This window comes from Nocardia sp. NPDC055029, from assembly GCF_053608525.1.
On record NZ_JBSGVQ010000039.1, the window covers coordinates 23379 to 39017 of the forward strand.

Consider the following 15639-nt stretch of genomic DNA (forward strand, 5'->3'; position numbering starts at 1 on the left):
GGATGGACGATCAAGGGCTTGGCGCCGGTCCGATCCGTGACATCGAGCCGATCGGAGGCGGGACGCAGAACGTCATGCTGGAGTTCGTCCGCGGCAAGCGGAGATTCGTGTTCCGGCGAGGTCCTCGGCACGTTCGCGCAGCGACGAACCCAGCTTTACGTAGGGAGATGCGGGTGCTGTCCGGGCTGGCGGTAACGCCGGTGCCGCATCCGCGCCTGATCGCGAGTTGCTCGGATGAGAGTGTTCTGGGGGACTCCGTGTTCTATTTGATGGAACCGGTCGAAGGATTCAATGCGGCGACCACGTTGCCACCCCCGTATGCGGCGGACTCTTCGCTACGTCACGGTATGGGGTTGGCTGCCGTCGATGCCCTCGCGGTGTTGGGCTCTGTAGATTTCGAGGCGGTCGGCCTTTCTGATTTCGGGCGACCTGAGGGGTTTCTGGAGCGGCAGGTGGCTCGCTGGATGGGGGAGCTGGAGAGTTATTCCGAGCTGGACGGTTATGGCGGACCCGATGTTCCGGGTGTCAGCCAGGTCGCGGACTGGCTCGAACGGAACCGGCCCACTGTATGGCAGCCGGGAATCATGCACGGCGACTATCACATCGCCAATGTGATGTTCCGTCACGATCGCGCCGAGGTTTCCGCGATCGTGGACTGGGAGATGTGCACGATTGGTGATCCACTGCTCGATCTCGGGTGGTTGCTGTCGATGTGGCCGCTTCGGGGTGACGAGACCGCATTGATCGGCGGTCCTGCAGCCCAGATGGGTGGTCTGGCGACATCGGTTGAGCTGGTCGAACGCTATGCCGGCCAGTCGCCGCGAGACCTGTCGTCATTGCCCTGGTACGTAGTGCTCGCCTGCTTCAAGCTCGGCATCGTGCTGGAAGGCACCTATGCGCGGGCGTGTGCGGGCCAGGCCTCCCGGAGCGTTGGAGAGCAACTCCACGCAACCACTCTCCACCTTTTCGATCGCGCGCGTGGGCTAGCCGCGGGCAGCGTTGGTCTGTAGTGAAAGGAATCCCATGGTTTCAGACTTGTTCGCTGATAACGAGATTCGGTCCAAGCTGGACTGGATGGACGAGTTTGTCCGCTCTGAGCTCTACCCGCTGGAAACGCTGGACCTCGACTGGAATCAGTGTCGCAAGGTGATCGCTCCGCTGCAGGAGGAGGTCAAGGCCCACGGACTTTGGGCGGCGCACTTGGATCCGGCGCTGGGTGGGCAGGGGTATGGGCAGGTCAAGCTCGGCCTCATGCATGAGATTCTGGGTAGGTCATCGCTTTTCGGGCCGCTCGTCTTCGGAAACCAGGCGCCCGACTCGGGTAACAGCGAGATCCTTGCCATCGCGGGTACTCCTGAGCAAAAGGAGCGCTGGCTGACGCCTCTGCTCGCCGGGGAGATATTCTCGTCGTTCGCTCTGACGGAGCTGGACAACTCCGGCGCGGACCCGACCCAATTGTCTACCACTGCTGTGCGGAACGGAAACGATTGGGTTATCAACGGTCGCAAGTGGTTTGCCTCGAACGCGTCGATCGCCGATTTCATTATCGTGGTGGCAGTGACGGACGCTAGTGCTGAGCGACACCGGCGCGCCTCGCAGTTCATCGTGCCGACCGGTACCCCGGGTCTGCGCATCGTGCGGGACATCCCCACCCTCGAGCACGAATACGTGCGGCCCAACCAGTTCGGCGGACACGCCGAGTTGGTGTTCGACAATGTGCGAGTCCCGGCGGATTCCCTCCTGGGAGAGGTCGGCGGCGGCTTCGCGATCGCGCAAAAGCGACTGGGACCTGGTCGGATCCACCACTGCATGCGGTGGATCGGACAAGCCAACCGGGCCTTTGACATGATGTGTGAGCGTGCCACCTACCGTTACGCGCACGGCAGCGTGCTCGGTGACAAGCAAACGGTGCGCAACTGGATCGCGGATTCAGCGGCCGAGATTCGGGCGGCGAAACTGATGACTCTGCAGGCCGCTTGGATGATCGACCACCACGGAGCGAAGGCCGCCCGCAAGGAGATCGCGATGATCAAGTACTTCGGTGCGAAGGTGCTACACGACGTCATCGATCGCGCGATACAGGTTCATGGATCGCTCGGCTTCTCCGGCGATCTTCCGTTGGCCGCTATGTACAACTTCGCGCGTGGCGCGCGTCTCTATGATGGGCCGGATGAGGTTCATCGTGACAGTGTTGCGCGAATTATCCTGCGCGACTACGCGGCTCCGCCAGGAGACGTTCCCACCGAGCACATTCCCACCCGCCGTGAATCAGCTCAGGCTCGGTTCGCTGAGCTGCTCGAAAACGCGACAGTCTGATGCTTCTGTCACCTCAGACACGGCTCACTCGTGGAGCCGTATGGGTGAGTGTCTACTAGCAGCCAGGGATCCGACAAGCTATAGGGCTACGGTCGGCGGTCTTCAGTGGTGGATAGGAGCCGATTGTACCGAAGTTGATCGGCTAGGGGGTCCGAATAACTTGCACACCAACGGGACTCGTATCACAAGCGCAGGATACGGAGGCCGGGAGGTGCTACCAACTTGGTATCCCGAAATGGGGTGCTGGGCGGATTCGCGACTAACCACTGCATCGGCCGCCCTTCAGCATCTACCCGGAAGTCATTCTTCCGATCTCGGGATCGCGTACTGGAACAATTAGATATCTCCTACTCCAGCTTGCGTATCAAGGCTGTCCATCCTCAACGCATATATTAGAGTCGCGTGAAAGCGACGTTGCCGTGGTTCAGAGAGGAGCTACGTATGAATGTGAAGAAACTGACCGGGAAGGTCGCAGTTGTAACAGGTGCCGCAAGCGGGATAGGCCGTGAAACCGCGCTCCTGTGTGCGCGTCGAGGTGCGTTCCTCGCGTTGTGCGACATCGACCAGAGCGGCCTGCAGGAGACTGCCGAACTGGCACGCGCGTTCGGGGTCGAGGTGATGACCGAGCACGTCGACATCGCCGACGACGCACGAATGAAAAAGTTCGCGGAAGTCGTCCACAAGCGTTGGGGTGCTGCCGATCTCCTCGTCAACAACGCTGGCATCGGCTTGGTCGCTGGGTTCTCGGATACAACTTTGGATGATTGGAACCGCCTGATTTCGATCAACCTGATGGGAGTCGTGAATGGCTGTCGCTATTTCGTGCCCCGTATGATCGATCAGGGGCGACGAGGGCACGTTGTCAACGTGTCCTCGCTGGCTGGTCTGTGGGCGAACCCGACAACATGCGCCTACTCGACAACAAAGTTTGCGGTCGTCGGATTTTCTGAGGCGTTGCGGATGGAGTTGCGACCACATCGAATTGGGGTGAGCGTCGTCTGCCCTGGAGTTGTGAATACCCCGATTACTTCCACAAGCGTCATCCGCGGCGACAACGCGGATGCGGTCCGCACCCGACTGACGGGAATCTACGCCCGCCGAAACTACGGCCCTGAGCAGGCGGCGGATCGAATTCTGCGGGGAGTGAACCGCGATCAAGCGGTTGTGCTTGTCACCAGCGAGGCTCACATCATGCATGCCGTTACACGCTTCTGCCCTCCTCTCGCGCGATTCGCAGCGGCGCGGGTTGCGGCACTCGCTCAGCGTCAGTAGTGATCGACTGATGGGCGAATCGATCCGGGAAGGGATGCGCCCTTGACGAACATCTCCATCAGCGCCTCTACCCGGACCTCACCCTGAAAGGCCGACGTCGGCGAGAGCAAGACCTCAGCCAAAGACCTGTAAGCAGCGGCCAGCCACTCGGGGGTCACGTCACTGCGCAGTACTCCCTTCGACTGAAGGGTTTGCATGAACGCGGCCATCCCAACGGGGTCGGGCCCGGCTGCTGCCAACTCGGGCGTACCGATCAGGAACGAGTACCTGTCCCCGAACCGGACCGAATCGCCTGCGAGGGTGCGGATTGCGGCTACGCCGGCGGGAAGCTTCGCGGCGTGCGTAATAATCTGTCGTCCCTCGGTCAGTGCGCGAGCCACGAGGCCTTCCATGAGCCGTTCTCGTGAGCTGAAATATGCCTGGAATGTTGACCAGTCAACGTCGGCGACCTCCGCCACACGCTTCATCGACACATCAGCGTTGTCCGACAATGCGGTCACTGCCGCCTCGACGATTCGTTCCCTCGCCCAACGAACATCCTCCCAGAGAGGGGTTGTCTGCACGCGTCTTCCCTTCCTCGACTACTGCATCGGAGGACAACCAAACTGACAACAGGATGCCATATCAGCGAACGCCTGATACCTCAAATCGACTGTCCTAGTAGAAGACTGGCGGGCGGACACGCCGAAACATTTGGCTGCGAACGTGCACTGAGGTCGCTGACCACCCAGGATGGCTCGATGACTCGAAGGGGCCCGCCTTGAGCGCAGGGCCGCGGACCGGCACTGGTCTCCGGCAGCGGGTCCGGCCGTCTCCGGCGCTTCCGTCTGGCGTTACTGACTTCGAGCCGGTATCTTCGTTTCATGAAGTCCGAGCAGGAGTTCATTTGATGAGTCTTAACTACGAACCTCCGAAGAGGCCATCCGCGTACCCCCCGCTGTCTCAGCTGTTGCAACCGTTGGAAGGTTCGGCGAGACACGTCTGGGGGTCGGACGGTACTCGATTGCATACCGTAGAGGCAGGCTCCGGTGAGGATGTCCTTCTGGTCCACGGTTTCGGCATCTCGGCCAACAGTTGGTCCCTGGTGCAGCCGCGGCTGGTAGCCGAGGGCCGCCGGGTCATTGCCTATGACCAGCGAGGCCACGGCCAGTCGACATGCGGCAGAGAAGGATTAGGTTCACGACAGCTGCGTGCCGACCTCGAAGCAGTTGTATCCGCCTACGACATTGCCGATGCCACGCTGGTATGTCACTCCATGGGAAACTTCGTCGCCCTTGCCCTGCTGGCTGACAAGACCTTCCGGAACAGGTTCCGCCGCGCAGTTCTGGTGAGCCCGATCACCGGAATGTCCCGCAAAGCCTCACGTGCGGCGCGACTTGGAACGCCACTGATTCGTCTGGGTTTCACTCAGTACCTGGCGGCCCAACACCTCACCGGAAGGTACATGGCTGCTAAGAGTGTGGGGCCCTTCGCTTCGGCTGCACTCGTCGAAGCCACCCGCCGGTCGGTGGCAGCCATACCGCCCGGGGTCGGTCCCTGCATCACAATGCTCCGCCATGAGTCCATCGCTGAGCGCCTCGGAGAAGTCGACCTGCCCCTGCACATTCTCACCGGCACGCGTGATCGCACGACCCCGTCGTGGCATGCCGAACTCATCTATATGCGCGCGCCTAGAACGCACATCCAGTTCGTCGTTGGGGCTGGTCACATGCTGAATTGGGAGGCCCCGGATGAAATCATCCAGGCCGCCGCCATCAGTTGAACAACCTGCAGGCAGTCTCCGCTGCGAAGTCGGGAGACTCCTAGCGCGAACACTTTACTGACTAGTCGCCGGTGTGCAGAGCCTGTCCGGCGCGCCAAGGACGGCCCTCTCAATCTTGGAAAGGCACCGACATGAAGGCGTTCCAGTTTGCCTCACCCACGACCGGGCTTGTTCCGGTCGAACTGCCGGAACCTGTCGCCGGTCCCGGGCAGGTTCTCCTCAACGTAAGAGCGGCCGGCCTGTGTCATTCGGACGTACATATCCTCAACGGGCACGGTAACAACTGGCTGGGCAAGCGCCCTATCATTCTCGGGCACGAGGTCGCAGGGACAGTCGATGCCTTGGGGCCTGATGTCGACGGTGTCCAGGTCGGGGACAGAGTCGCCGTCGCGCTCGTCGCGCATCCGATCGAACAGTCGGACTTCCAGGGAATCGGACTGGCCTACGACGGCGGTTATGCGGCAAGGACCGTAGTTCCGGTACAGAACCTGGTGACTATCCCAGGGGAGGTCTCGTTCGAATTCGCCGCTGTTGCAACGGACTCCATTGTCACTGCCTACCATGCCGTGGTGGCTGAGGGGGAAGTCGTTCCCGGATCCACCGTCGCCATCATCGGACTGGGCGGGCTCGGGCTCAATGCGGTCCGGATTGCTACCCTGCGTGGCGCCACCGTCTTCGGTGTCGACAAGGATTCGACTACCTTCGACATCGCTGAAGCCTATGGCGCAACCAAGTGTTTCCCCAGCGTCGCCGACGTACCCACTCGGGTCGACGTGGTCATAGACTTCGTGGGTGTCGGTACGACAACTGCGCAGGCCATCTCGGCAGTCGAACTCGGCGGCCGAGTCGTCCTAGTCGGGCTCGGGGTTCGCGAGGCCGCGATTCCGACACAGCTGCTGGTTACGAAGAATGTCCAGCTCAGAGGGTCGTTGGGTGCAAGCTTCGAAGAACTTCGTGCCGTTCTCGACCTCCTGGCAACAGGATCGATCACGCCGATCGTGGAAACAGTACCTTTCGACGACCTCGAATCAGCACTCCGCCGGCTGGAAAGAGGCGATGTTCGCGGGCGCCTGGTCACCCGCCCCGACGGCGAGCCCAAGGCAGTGAGCGGCTCCTGATACGCAAAGTACCTGGTCAGCTGTTCGGATTCTTCGGATACCAAGGGCGCCCGCATAGTATTTGGCCCATGGGTTCCCCTCAGCACTCGGAGAAAGGCCCGGCGCGCCGTGCTCCCGGTAGGCCGCGCGGCAGCATCGCCAGTCAGACCGAGGCGACACGCGAGCGGATCATAGAGGTCGCGACCGAACTGTTCGCGGCTGACGGCTTTCATGCCACTAGCGTCTCCACGATCGGCACGCGGACCCAGCTGCAACCCGGCGCACTGTACTACCACATCAAGTCGAAAGAGGACCTGCTCTGGGAGATCCTACGAAGCTATACCGAGAAGGCGCTGGCCGGCGCCCGTGCCGTCGTAGCCATCGACGCCGATCCGGTCGAGAAACTCGGCAGACTGATCGACGCTCATCTCGACACCATCACCCGACATCGCCTAGAAGTCATCATCCAGAGCCGGGATGCCGATGCCCTCACCCCGGAACACGCGGCTCAACTCCAGGAGTTGCGCCGTGACGTCCAGCATTGCTGGGAGACGGTGCTCGGTGAAGGGGAAACCACAGGAAAGCTGATGCAGGGGAATCGCATCGTCGCCAACGGTCTCCTCGGCATGGTCAATGCAGCCGCGGTTTGGTACCGGCCTGATCACGGAGATACACCGCAGAAGATAGCCCGCGAGTTACGCAAAATGATCATCAACGGCCTCGCGCCCAGGACGTAGCGGTGGATTCTCGGTCGGCCGGCAGGCGAGGCAACCTAGTTTCGATCGTGTCAGATACTGCGGGCGATCCTGCCAACTTCACTCCACCGACAGATGCTCCAAACCGGCGGATTCCCTTGGTACTTCCTCGGTGTGATCGTCGGGTACGGCGCGGACTGAGGTCGCTTACCCGGTCTGGGATACTCCGTGCATGAGGAGTGACACGCGATGACGGGGACTTCGGTGAATGACGGCCGGGCAGGTATAGGCACCTTTCACGGGCACGGGGGCCTAGATGATATCGACCGGGCGGTCGTCGAGCGTCTTCGTAAGGACGGCCGAGAGACCAACCGCGCGCTTTCACAGGCGCTGGCAATCAACGAAGTCACCGTCGCGACGCGGATCCGGCGTCTGGAGCTCAGCTCGATCATGCGGGTCGTAGCAGTAACGGACATGCGCTAGTCGCCGGATGGCAGGCTGGTTGCTGCTCGGGCTTGGATGGTGCTCGAGTCGTTCTGGGAGCGGCATCCGCTGGCCATAGTTTGCTAGCGATTTATGCCGCGGGGCTATGAATACTTGACCGAGGCGTGATCGGCTCGGCTACTATGCGCTGATCGGCTGCGTGTTGATCGCTGGTAGCTGCCATGCGATCTGCGGATTGCGCCGCGGCGTCCGTTTCGCCGAGCGGCGAAAAGGGTGTGAATTGTATGTCACGTGACGATTTGGCGTCCGATTCACGCCGAAGGGATCGCCGAGGAAACGCGGTGCCCCAGGAGTGGACGAGATTGGCCAGTGGATCCTGCGAGGGAGGCGATTGATGTGAGAGTGATTGCGTCCAAACGGATTCCGCTGCGCACGCCTGCGGGGTGGGGGGAGTCTTGCCAACCATGAGGGAATCTCCTCCCGGCTGTTCGATGTCAGGGCCGATCTGCGGCAGTCAGATGGGACCTACCGGGACGTAGTCGAGGTGGTGGATGCTGGGCCGGATCTCGTGTCTGTCGCCGAGGGGCTGCCGTGGCACGGTCTTCGCGGGAACCGTCGAGGCTTTCCGGGGGACACCTGATCTCCTAGACCGGAGCGACGGGTTGGGAGCGGTAGGAACCTCGGTGGAACCCTCATGACCAACGTGATCGAACATGTCGACGTCCTCATAATCGGCGCTGGGCTATCTGGTGTAGGTGCGGTGTGTCGCTTGCAGCGGGAGGCGCCACAACGCAACTACGTGGTTCTCGAGATGCGAGATGCGGTTGGGGGTACCTGGGATCTGTTTCGCTATCCCGGTATCCGGTCGGACTCTGACATGTTCACGCTCGGCTACCGATTCCGGCCTTGGTCTCGCCACCGCGCGATTGCGGAAGGACAGTCGATTCGCCAGTACCTGCGTGACACAGTCTCCGAGTCCGGGATCGACCAGCACATCCGATTCGGTCACCGGGTAGTCGATGCTGCGTGGTCATCGGCGCAGGGCTGCTGGACTGTGACTGCGCAACGTACTCACACCGATACATCGGCCGTGTTCACTGCGTCTTTTCTGCTCTGCTGCGCGGGGTACTACCGCTACGACCGCGGGCACACGCCCGACTTTCGTGGCCGGGAACGCTTTACCAGTCCAGTCGTGCATCCGCAGGATTGGCCACCCGGTCTGGATGTGGCAGGCAAACAGGTGCTGATCATCGGTTCGGGCGCGACGGCGGTCACGTTGGCTCCGACGCTGGCGCGCCAGGGCGCGAAGGTATGTGTTCTCCAGCGCTCGCCCGGATATGTTGTCGCTGTGCCCGCGAAGGACAGGTGGGCGCGCCTGTTCCGGGCAGTGTTGCCGATGCGAGTTGCTCATGGCTTGGTTCGGACGAAGAACATTGCCATTCAGGCAGTGACGTATGAGCTGTTCCAGCGCTACCCCCGCCGAGCTCGTGTCTGGATCCGCAGACATCAGCAACGCCGTCTGCCTGCAGGTTTCGACATCGATACACACTTCACACCCCGGTATGACCCCTGGGAGCAGCGATTGTGTCTTGCTCCCGACGGCGACTTCTTCCAGGCGATCCGCAACGGGAGCGTGGAGATGGTTACCGGCCGTGTCGACACCTTCACCGAGGACGGCATCAGGGTGTCGACCGGTCAGGATCTGCGGGCCGACCTCATCGTCACGGCAACCGGTTTGGAACTTGAGGTCTTCGGAGGCATCGGGATCAGCGTGGACGGTGAGCCGGTCGAGGTACCGAAGCGGATGGCCTACAAGACGGTGATGCTGTCGGAAGTGCCGAACTTTGTCTTCGTCCTCGGGTATGTGAACGCGTCCTGGACTTTGAAGTCGGATCTGGTGTGTGAGTACGTGGTTGGTTTGCTCCGCCACCTGGACAAACACGGGTATGTCACCGCTACGCCGACACACGATCACTCGATCGCCCGGACCCCTTCATTGCGAGGTTCACCCCGGGCTACTTCTTGCGCGCCGGCGCTCGGTTTCCTAGCCAGGGTGATCGCAGCCCGTGGCGGCTGAAGCCAGGCTATCTGTACGACCTGGTTGTCTTCCGCTACGGGCGGAAAGCGGACCGAACCCTGCGTTTCGCGGAGGGTGGAGATCGAACGAACCGCGCGAAGAGCCAGGGTGGAGCGTCCGTCGTAACTGACTGAATGTCGGTTCTGAAGGCGTCAGCCGGACCATCGCGTGTGTGGCTGCCCTTGACATACATGCATGTGAAGGGGTGTTTTGTGATGAAGCCGGTGCTCCGCGGCGTACTCCTCCGAGGCTGAAAAGTGTTGCCTAACTGTCAAACAGTCAGTAGTATCAACACGCCTCAGTACCGATGAGGTCACGAGATCACGTCAAACGGAGTACGAGGAGACAGGTAGGTTGGGCCTCGCGTCATTTGGAGCCCAGTTCGCGCCGCAGGCTGTCGTCTCGGCGGAACGGGCCCTAGCCAATGAATGAAGAGCTTTCAGTTGTTCCCGACGGGAATGGGCGTTGGGAAAGTTTTGTCCGCAGCCTGGCCTCCATTCGCACTCGAATTCTTGCGTTGGTACTCATTCCCAGCATCGCCCTCGTAGCGACTGGCGGAACTTTCGCAACCCTGCTGCTTCGGGAAGGCCTCAATTCGCGAGACTGGTCTAATGCTCTCAGTGTGCAGATTTCCCCTGTGCTCGAGTATGTTACAGCGGTGCAGTCCGAGCGGACGCAGAGTTTGCGCGCGCTGGCAGGCGATCAGCGGGCCAGCATCGACGTGGGGGTGCAGCGGGGTAGGACTGACGCGCAACTACGCAACATCGTGGAGAAGATGGCTCCCGGATTGAGGACACTCAATCCCGAGGCAAGTGCGAAAGCCAATCGGGCTCTTCAGGAGTTGCTCGGGCAGATGTCGGCAGTGCGGCAGTCGGTGGACGGCCACCAGGCGTCGCCGACCGAGGTCGACGAGTACTACGCCAAGCTCGCGGGGCTTGTGGTCATCGCGATCGACGATTCAGCGCGTACCTCGAAAGATCCTGAAACCGCTGTCGAGGAGATGCTTTCGGCCGACGTCATGCAAGCCGCTGATCTGCATTCGCGGTCTGTTGGCATTGCAAGTGGAGCGACTGTGGGCGATGGATTGAGCGTGCGGGAGCGCTCGGCCTATGCGCAGTACGCCAGTGGTTCTCAGAGTCAGCTCGACGAGCTCGCACCACAGCTGGTCGGGGTCGGCCGTGCTCGCTACGAAAAGCTCATCGCGAGCCCACAGTGGGAATTGGTATCCGGCTCGAATGAACATTTGGTGGAAACCGGTGCGCTGTCGGTCCCTGTGAGCGATTGGGTTGCCGCACAGAATCACATCGAAGGTCAGCTGCGGGCAATCTGGAGCGATCAGTACCGTCATGCGGAGGCGGTGTCCACCGCGGCGTCGGATCGTCAGATCAAACGCGCCTACGCGGCTGGCAGCGCAGTCCTCCTCATCGCGCTCGCGACCTTGATCGCGTCGATGCGGATCGCCAGTGCGCTCGTGCGGCGCTTGCGTACCCTCAGGGACCGGACATGGGAGCTGGCAGACAGAACCCTGCCGTCGATGATCCAGCGGCTGCAGGATGGGCAGGAAGTCGATATCGAAAAAGAGTTGGTGCGTACAGATTATGGCAAGGATGAGCTCGGGCAGGTGGCCGAGGCATTCGTGACTGCGCAGCGCACCGCTCTTGGTGCGGCGTCGAGCGAGGCACAAGCCCGCGCCGGTTTCAAACGAGTATTTCTCGACATCGCGCGTCGAAGTCAAGTCATTGTGCATCAACAGCTGACTGTATTGGATACCGCGGAATCCAAACAGGATAATCCTGAGCATATGGAATTGCTCTTCCAGCTCGATCACCTGGCGACCCGTGCTCGCCGGAATGCGGAGAACCTGTTGATTCTGGGCGGTGGACAGCCTGGGCGCAAGTGGCGTCAGCCCGTAGCGCTGGAAGAAGTCGCTCGAAGCGCGATCTCCGAGACTCGCGACTTTGCGAGAGTCAAGGCTGTACGACTGCCGGCGGTTCGTGTACTCGGGAATGTGGTCGCCGACCTCATGCATCTACTGGCAGAGCTGGTCGACAATGCGTCGGCATTCTCACCGCCTGGCTCGCCGGTATCGGTCCGGGGCAATCTTGTCGGTAAAGGCGTGGCGATCGAGGTCGAGGACCAGGGACTCGGAATCCGCGCCGAGGAGCGCGAGCGCCTGAATGAACTGCTCTCCAATCCTCCCGAGTTCCAGCAGATGGCTAGTGACGGACATCGACATCTCGGTTTGTTCGTGGTGGGGCAATTGGCGCGACGCCATGGTATTGCCGTGAACTTGACGGAATCGGCATATGGCGGTGTGAAGGCCATTGCTCTGATACCAGCCGCACTGCTGGAAGGCGTCGGTGAGCTGGAATCGATCACGGACACGGATACCACTCTGAGTGCGTATTCGATCACGTCGCTCGGCGCGGCCGATGGTGTACCCGCCGTGGACGTTCAGATACCGAAATTACTGGAGAATCCTCAGTCGCACAGCGCGATTGGCCTGCGCCCGATGCGTCTTGCCCCTCCGGCTCCACTCGAAGGACCGGACAATCGTGGCGGTCGAGGTAACAGGACGCCACTTCCGAAGCGCTCACGCCAGACACACTTGGCGCCTCAGTTGCAGATTGACGAGTCGGCTTCGGAGCCCGATTCGAATCGCAATCCGATTCAGGGGCGAACGGTACGGAGCCCTCAGGATGCGCGGAGCAAGATGGCCTCCTTGCAGAGCGGTACGAGACAAGGACGCGGACTCGGAATGAGAGCACGAATGGATATGGACAGGACGACAGATGAGTGATTTCGCCGCAGCCGGTTCCGCCATCAGCGGTTTGGACTGGCTTCTGGATGAACTGCTCGCCCGATTGGCGGGTGCGGAGAAGGCTGTAGTCCTGTCCGATGACGGACTGGTCATCGCGCGTTCGCAGAATCTTCTCAGAGAGGACTCGGAGCACCTCGCAGCTATGGCCTCTGCATTCGGCAGTCTCGCCCGCGGAGTGGGGACCCAGTTCGGCAAGGGTGCGGTGCAGCAGACCGTGGTCGAACTGGAGTACGGCTATTTGGTGGTTACGCAGGCTGGCTTCGGCGCCTGCCTCGCGTTGCTCGCTTCGGAAGAATCTGATCTTGGGATGGTGGCCTACGAGATGAATGTCATCGTCCAGCAGGTAGGGGACAAACTATCGGCTGCGCCGCGTGTCCGGCCAGATATGCCACCTGCTCGTTGGTGACGACCACAATGCATGACGATGAGGTCCTCTGGACGGACGACGATCCTGGTCCGCTCGTGCGCGCCTTTGCTATCACTCGAGGGCGAGCTGGGCGGAATCTGCATGATCTGGACATGATCACGCTGGTCGTAGCGATCCAGCCGATTGGCGAGCTAGCCAACCTGGATCGAGAGTACGCAGAGATCCTCCACATGTGCCAGGGGCGGCCGATTTCCATCGCAGAGATCTCTGCGAACCTCAATCTCCTACTGGCCGCGGTCAAAGTGTTGGTCAGTGACCTGATCAGCTCGGGTCATGTGACGTACCGATCTCCGAATCAATCTCTCGGCAATCCGGATGTTCAACTACTGCAGGCGGTGCTAGATGGTATTCGCAGTATCTGACGCGTTCGGTGGTCCCGAACTAGGTGTTCAGGCAGTCAAGCTACTGATAGCCGGCGGCTTCGGCGCCGGGAAGACGACATTTGTCGGTGCGGTCAGTGAAATTCCGCCGCTCCGAACCGAAGAACGCCTGTCAGACCTTGGTGCTGCCGTCGACGATCTGACCGGCGTGGAGTCCAAGGTTACAACTACTGTGGCCCTGGACTTCGGCAGGATTACTGTCAATCCCCAGGTCGTGTTGTATTTGTTCGGTACACCAGGGCAGGACAGGTTCTGGTTCATGTGGCGGGAACTGTCGGTCGGCGCACTGGGAGCAGTGGTGCTTGCCGATACTCGGCGGTTGGATGGCTCGTTCGCAGCGGTCGACTTCTTCGAGTCCCGCCGGATCCCATTCGTGGTCGCAGTGAACTGCTTTGATGGCGCAGATCGGTATGACGAGGACGAGATCCGGGGCGCTCTGGATATCGATCCGCACGTGCCGGTCATGTTGTGTGACGCACGAAGCCGTGAGTCCGCGAAGCTGGTGCTGGTCCGCCTGCTCGAGCTCCTCATCGCCATCGCAGTTCGCTGATCTTAATTCGCAGTTCGTGTATGACCGCTCAGCTGAGGGGCAGGACGGTCATACACGATCCGCACCCTATTGCTGCAATTCCAGCAGTGCTGCTTCGAGATGATGAGTGAGGTCCCACACGTCGGGGACGAGATCCGGGCAAGCCAGAATGCCGACATTCAGCTGGCCGTCAGACGATACGACCGTGATGTTGAGGCTTCCGAACGGATCAGAGAGAGCCGACACCGGATAGGTCGCGATTGCGCGAATTCCGCTGAGGTACTGCGGGTATTGGGGTCCGGCCACATTTGAAACGAGTAGGTTCACCAGTGGTAGGGCTGGCGCAGTTGCGCGCAGAAGAGCACGAGTCGGGAGACCGTGAAGCAGCGGCGTCAGCAACGACGTCGCATGATGCAACAGTGTGGGTGGCCTGGTTTGGAACCGGCCTTTGACATCCACAAGGTCGTTGTGGAGCATCTTCAACCGAGAACGAGGGTCGGACTCCGCAACGGGCAGAGGACTGAACATAAAAGAGAACTGGTTGCCCGCAGCCCCGAACTGGTCGGGAGTGCGCACAGTCACCGGGACGGCTGCCATGAGGGAGCGATGGGGTGAATGCCCATGATCGAGCATCCAACGGCGCAATGCCGAGGTGCAGAGTGCCATCACTACGTCGTTGACCGTGCAGCCGATGCTGCTTTTGATGTGCTTTACGGCATCGAGAGGAAGCGAAGTGAATGCCACGCTGCGGGCAGCGGTGATCGGCCCGTTGAACGGTGAGGACGGCACCTTGGCTCGTGATTCGAGAAAAGCTTCCACCAAGGCGGGCCCGGCCTCGACGAGAGCTTGGGCACGGGTCCATTGACGTCGGAGTCCGTTGACGGCACTCCGAGCCAGCATTTCGACCGTGTCCGGCGTTCGGTCGAAGCGCACTCCGTTGGTGGGTGGTTGAGTAGGAACATGTTCGGGAGTTTCATCGAACAGTTCCGCCATGATCAGACCGCCGGCGACTCCGTCGATGACGGCGTGATGTGTCTTCCAATAGATGGCCTGTCGTCCGCCGGACAGGCCGGACACCAAGTAGCACTCCCACAATGGTTTCGACCGATCGAGCGGTTCGATGTGCCGCCGCGCCATGTAGTCGGCTAGGTCCTGGTCGGTCGAGCCTGGTGGCATACGAACACTGCGAATGTGATAGCCGAGATCGACTGTCGTGCAATCTTCCCAGTACGGTCGGTCGAGTCCGAGCGGGACGGTGCGGATACGACGGCGCAGCGGCGCGATCGAGTGTAGCCGGTCAGCATACAGTCGCCGTAGTGCGGAGACGTCCAGTGGTCCACGGGGGGCGTTGCCGGAGTCGAGGAACGTGACGCCACCGATATGCATAGGTGTGGTCGAGGTTTCGCTGTCGAGCATATGCAAATCCAGCGAGCTGAGCTGATGTGGGTCACCGGTCGAGGGCGCAGCCGGAAAGGTGACCGATATCTCCGGTATCGGGCGGTTGGTGGTGAGCACTTCGCCCGGTGTCATGATCTTGATTTTCGTGCCAGTGGAATTGAGAAGGGTCGTATTTGACGAGACCATGGATGTCCTCTGGTGGTGGGAGATCCGGGACGGGTGCCGTCGACAGTGAAGCCCGCTGCGACGCGAATCCACAACACCAATCCCGGTGATTGCTCATAGATTCCGCGCGTCGCGGCACGGGCGCATAGGTTCGTTCGGCGAGGATCGCTCGAACGGTGGCGGTCTCCGTCATGGAGGCACAGTTGAGAGTTTAGCGTCGGCCGAGTGCCTGTGTAGTGTGATCGCGGATGTTTCT

Annotated in this window: 13 protein-coding genes and 1 pseudogene; 12 read left to right on the top strand and 2 right to left on the bottom strand. The window is 61.0% G+C overall.

Annotated features, from left to right (window positions below; all coding sequences use genetic code 11):
• Positions 1–2: 2 nt before the first annotated feature.
• The 3 genes from ACWF9G_RS27475 (at position 3) to ACWF9G_RS27485 (ending at position 3588) form a co-directional block, all read left to right on the top strand.
• Positions 3–1010, top strand: a complete 1008-nt coding sequence (locus tag ACWF9G_RS27475) for a phosphotransferase family protein (protein WP_452518894.1) — start codon at positions 3–5, stop codon at positions 1008–1010.
• Between the two features lie 13 nt (positions 1011–1023).
• Entirely contained in the window at positions 1024–2316 is a 1293-nt protein-coding gene (locus ACWF9G_RS27480) for an acyl-CoA dehydrogenase family protein (protein WP_452518826.1), read from the top strand.
• Positions 2317–2757: 441 nt separating this feature from the next.
• Positions 2758–3588 carry an SDR family NAD(P)-dependent oxidoreductase gene (locus tag ACWF9G_RS27485; RefSeq protein WP_452518828.1) on the top strand — a complete coding sequence of 277 codons (831 nt, stop codon included), beginning with the start codon at positions 2758–2760 and terminating at the stop codon, positions 3586–3588.
• Here ACWF9G_RS27485 and ACWF9G_RS27490 read toward each other — a convergent pair.
• Entirely contained in the window at positions 3582–4151 is a 570-nt protein-coding gene (locus ACWF9G_RS27490) for a TetR/AcrR family transcriptional regulator (RefSeq protein ID WP_452518830.1), read from the bottom strand. The two genes, ACWF9G_RS27485 and ACWF9G_RS27490, sit on opposite strands and share 7 nt — an antisense overlap.
• Before the next feature lie 440 nt (positions 4152–4591).
• Here ACWF9G_RS27490 and ACWF9G_RS27495 point away from each other — a divergent pair, with 440 nt between their 5' ends.
• From ACWF9G_RS27495 to ACWF9G_RS27535, 9 genes and pseudogenes are all read left to right on the top strand, one after another.
• The gene (locus ACWF9G_RS27495; RefSeq protein ID WP_452518831.1) at positions 4592–5350 is read left to right on the top strand and encodes an alpha/beta fold hydrolase; all 759 of its coding nucleotides are present in this window, start codon (positions 4592–4594) and stop codon (positions 5348–5350) included.
• A gap of 131 nt (positions 5351–5481) precedes the next feature.
• Positions 5482–6468, top strand: a complete 987-nt coding sequence (locus ACWF9G_RS27500) for a zinc-binding dehydrogenase (protein WP_452518833.1) — start codon at positions 5482–5484, stop codon at positions 6466–6468.
• 68 nt (positions 6469–6536) lie between these two features.
• Positions 6537–7184, top strand: a complete 648-nt coding sequence (locus ACWF9G_RS27505; protein WP_452518835.1) for a TetR family transcriptional regulator — start codon at positions 6537–6539, stop codon at positions 7182–7184.
• Positions 7185–7391: 207 nt separating this feature from the next.
• The gene (locus ACWF9G_RS27510) at positions 7392–7625 is read left to right on the top strand and encodes an AsnC family protein (RefSeq protein WP_452518836.1); all 234 of its coding nucleotides are present in this window, start codon (positions 7392–7394) and stop codon (positions 7623–7625) included.
• Between the two features lie 655 nt (positions 7626–8280).
• Positions 8281–9797 (top strand): annotated as a pseudogene (locus ACWF9G_RS27515) (flavin-containing monooxygenase).
• A gap of 290 nt (positions 9798–10087) precedes the next feature.
• Complete coding sequence (locus ACWF9G_RS27520) at positions 10088–12463, top strand: sensor histidine kinase (protein WP_452518837.1); 2376 nt, start codon at positions 10088–10090, stop codon at positions 12461–12463.
• Positions 12456–12890 (top strand): roadblock/LC7 domain-containing protein, encoded by a 435-nt coding sequence (locus ACWF9G_RS27525; RefSeq protein WP_452518839.1) that lies wholly within the window; start codon positions 12456–12458, stop codon positions 12888–12890. The genes ACWF9G_RS27520 and ACWF9G_RS27525 overlap by 8 nt, the downstream gene beginning before the upstream one ends.
• 8 nt (positions 12891–12898) lie before the next feature.
• Positions 12899–13273: a DUF742 domain-containing protein gene (locus ACWF9G_RS27530; protein WP_452518841.1), complete on the top strand. Its 375-nt coding sequence runs from the start codon at positions 12899–12901 to the stop codon at positions 13271–13273.
• Positions 13254–13841, top strand: coding sequence for a GTP-binding protein (locus ACWF9G_RS27535; RefSeq protein WP_452518842.1), 588 nt, complete (start codon positions 13254–13256; stop codon positions 13839–13841). The genes ACWF9G_RS27530 and ACWF9G_RS27535 overlap by 20 nt, the downstream gene beginning before the upstream one ends.
• Positions 13842–13907: 66 nt before the next feature.
• Here the strand turns inward: ACWF9G_RS27535 and ACWF9G_RS27540 are convergent, their stop codons facing one another.
• Positions 13908–15404, bottom strand: a complete 1497-nt coding sequence (locus tag ACWF9G_RS27540) for a WS/DGAT/MGAT family O-acyltransferase (protein ID WP_452518844.1) — start codon at positions 15402–15404, stop codon at positions 13908–13910.
• Positions 15405–15639 lie beyond the last annotated feature (235 nt).

Bases quoted from the DNA above. Each gene is read 5' to 3' on its own strand.
- ACWF9G_RS27475 (WP_452518894.1), top strand. From the start codon at position 3: ATGGACGATCAAGGGCTTGGCGCCGGTCCGATCCGTGACATCGAGCCG.
- ACWF9G_RS27480 (WP_452518826.1), top strand. From the start codon at position 1,024: ATGGTTTCAGACTTGTTCGCTGATAACGAGATTCGGTCCAAGCTGGAC.
- ACWF9G_RS27485 (WP_452518828.1), top strand. From the start codon at position 2,758: ATGAATGTGAAGAAACTGACCGGGAAGGTCGCAGTTGTAACAGGTGCC.
- ACWF9G_RS27500 (WP_452518833.1), top strand. From the start codon at position 5,482: ATGAAGGCGTTCCAGTTTGCCTCACCCACGACCGGGCTTGTTCCGGTC.
- ACWF9G_RS27505 (WP_452518835.1), top strand. From the start codon at position 6,537: ATGGGTTCCCCTCAGCACTCGGAGAAAGGCCCGGCGCGCCGTGCTCCC.
- ACWF9G_RS27510 (WP_452518836.1), top strand. From the start codon at position 7,392: ATGACGGGGACTTCGGTGAATGACGGCCGGGCAGGTATAGGCACCTTT.
- ACWF9G_RS27520 (WP_452518837.1), top strand. From the start codon at position 10,088: ATGAATGAAGAGCTTTCAGTTGTTCCCGACGGGAATGGGCGTTGGGAA.
- ACWF9G_RS27525 (WP_452518839.1), top strand. From the start codon at position 12,456: ATGAGTGATTTCGCCGCAGCCGGTTCCGCCATCAGCGGTTTGGACTGG.
- ACWF9G_RS27530 (WP_452518841.1), top strand. From the start codon at position 12,899: ATGCATGACGATGAGGTCCTCTGGACGGACGACGATCCTGGTCCGCTC.
- ACWF9G_RS27535 (WP_452518842.1), top strand. From the start codon at position 13,254: ATGGTATTCGCAGTATCTGACGCGTTCGGTGGTCCCGAACTAGGTGTT.
- ACWF9G_RS27540 (WP_452518844.1), bottom strand. From the start codon at position 15,404: ATGGTCTCGTCAAATACGACCCTTCTCAATTCCACTGGCACGAAAATC.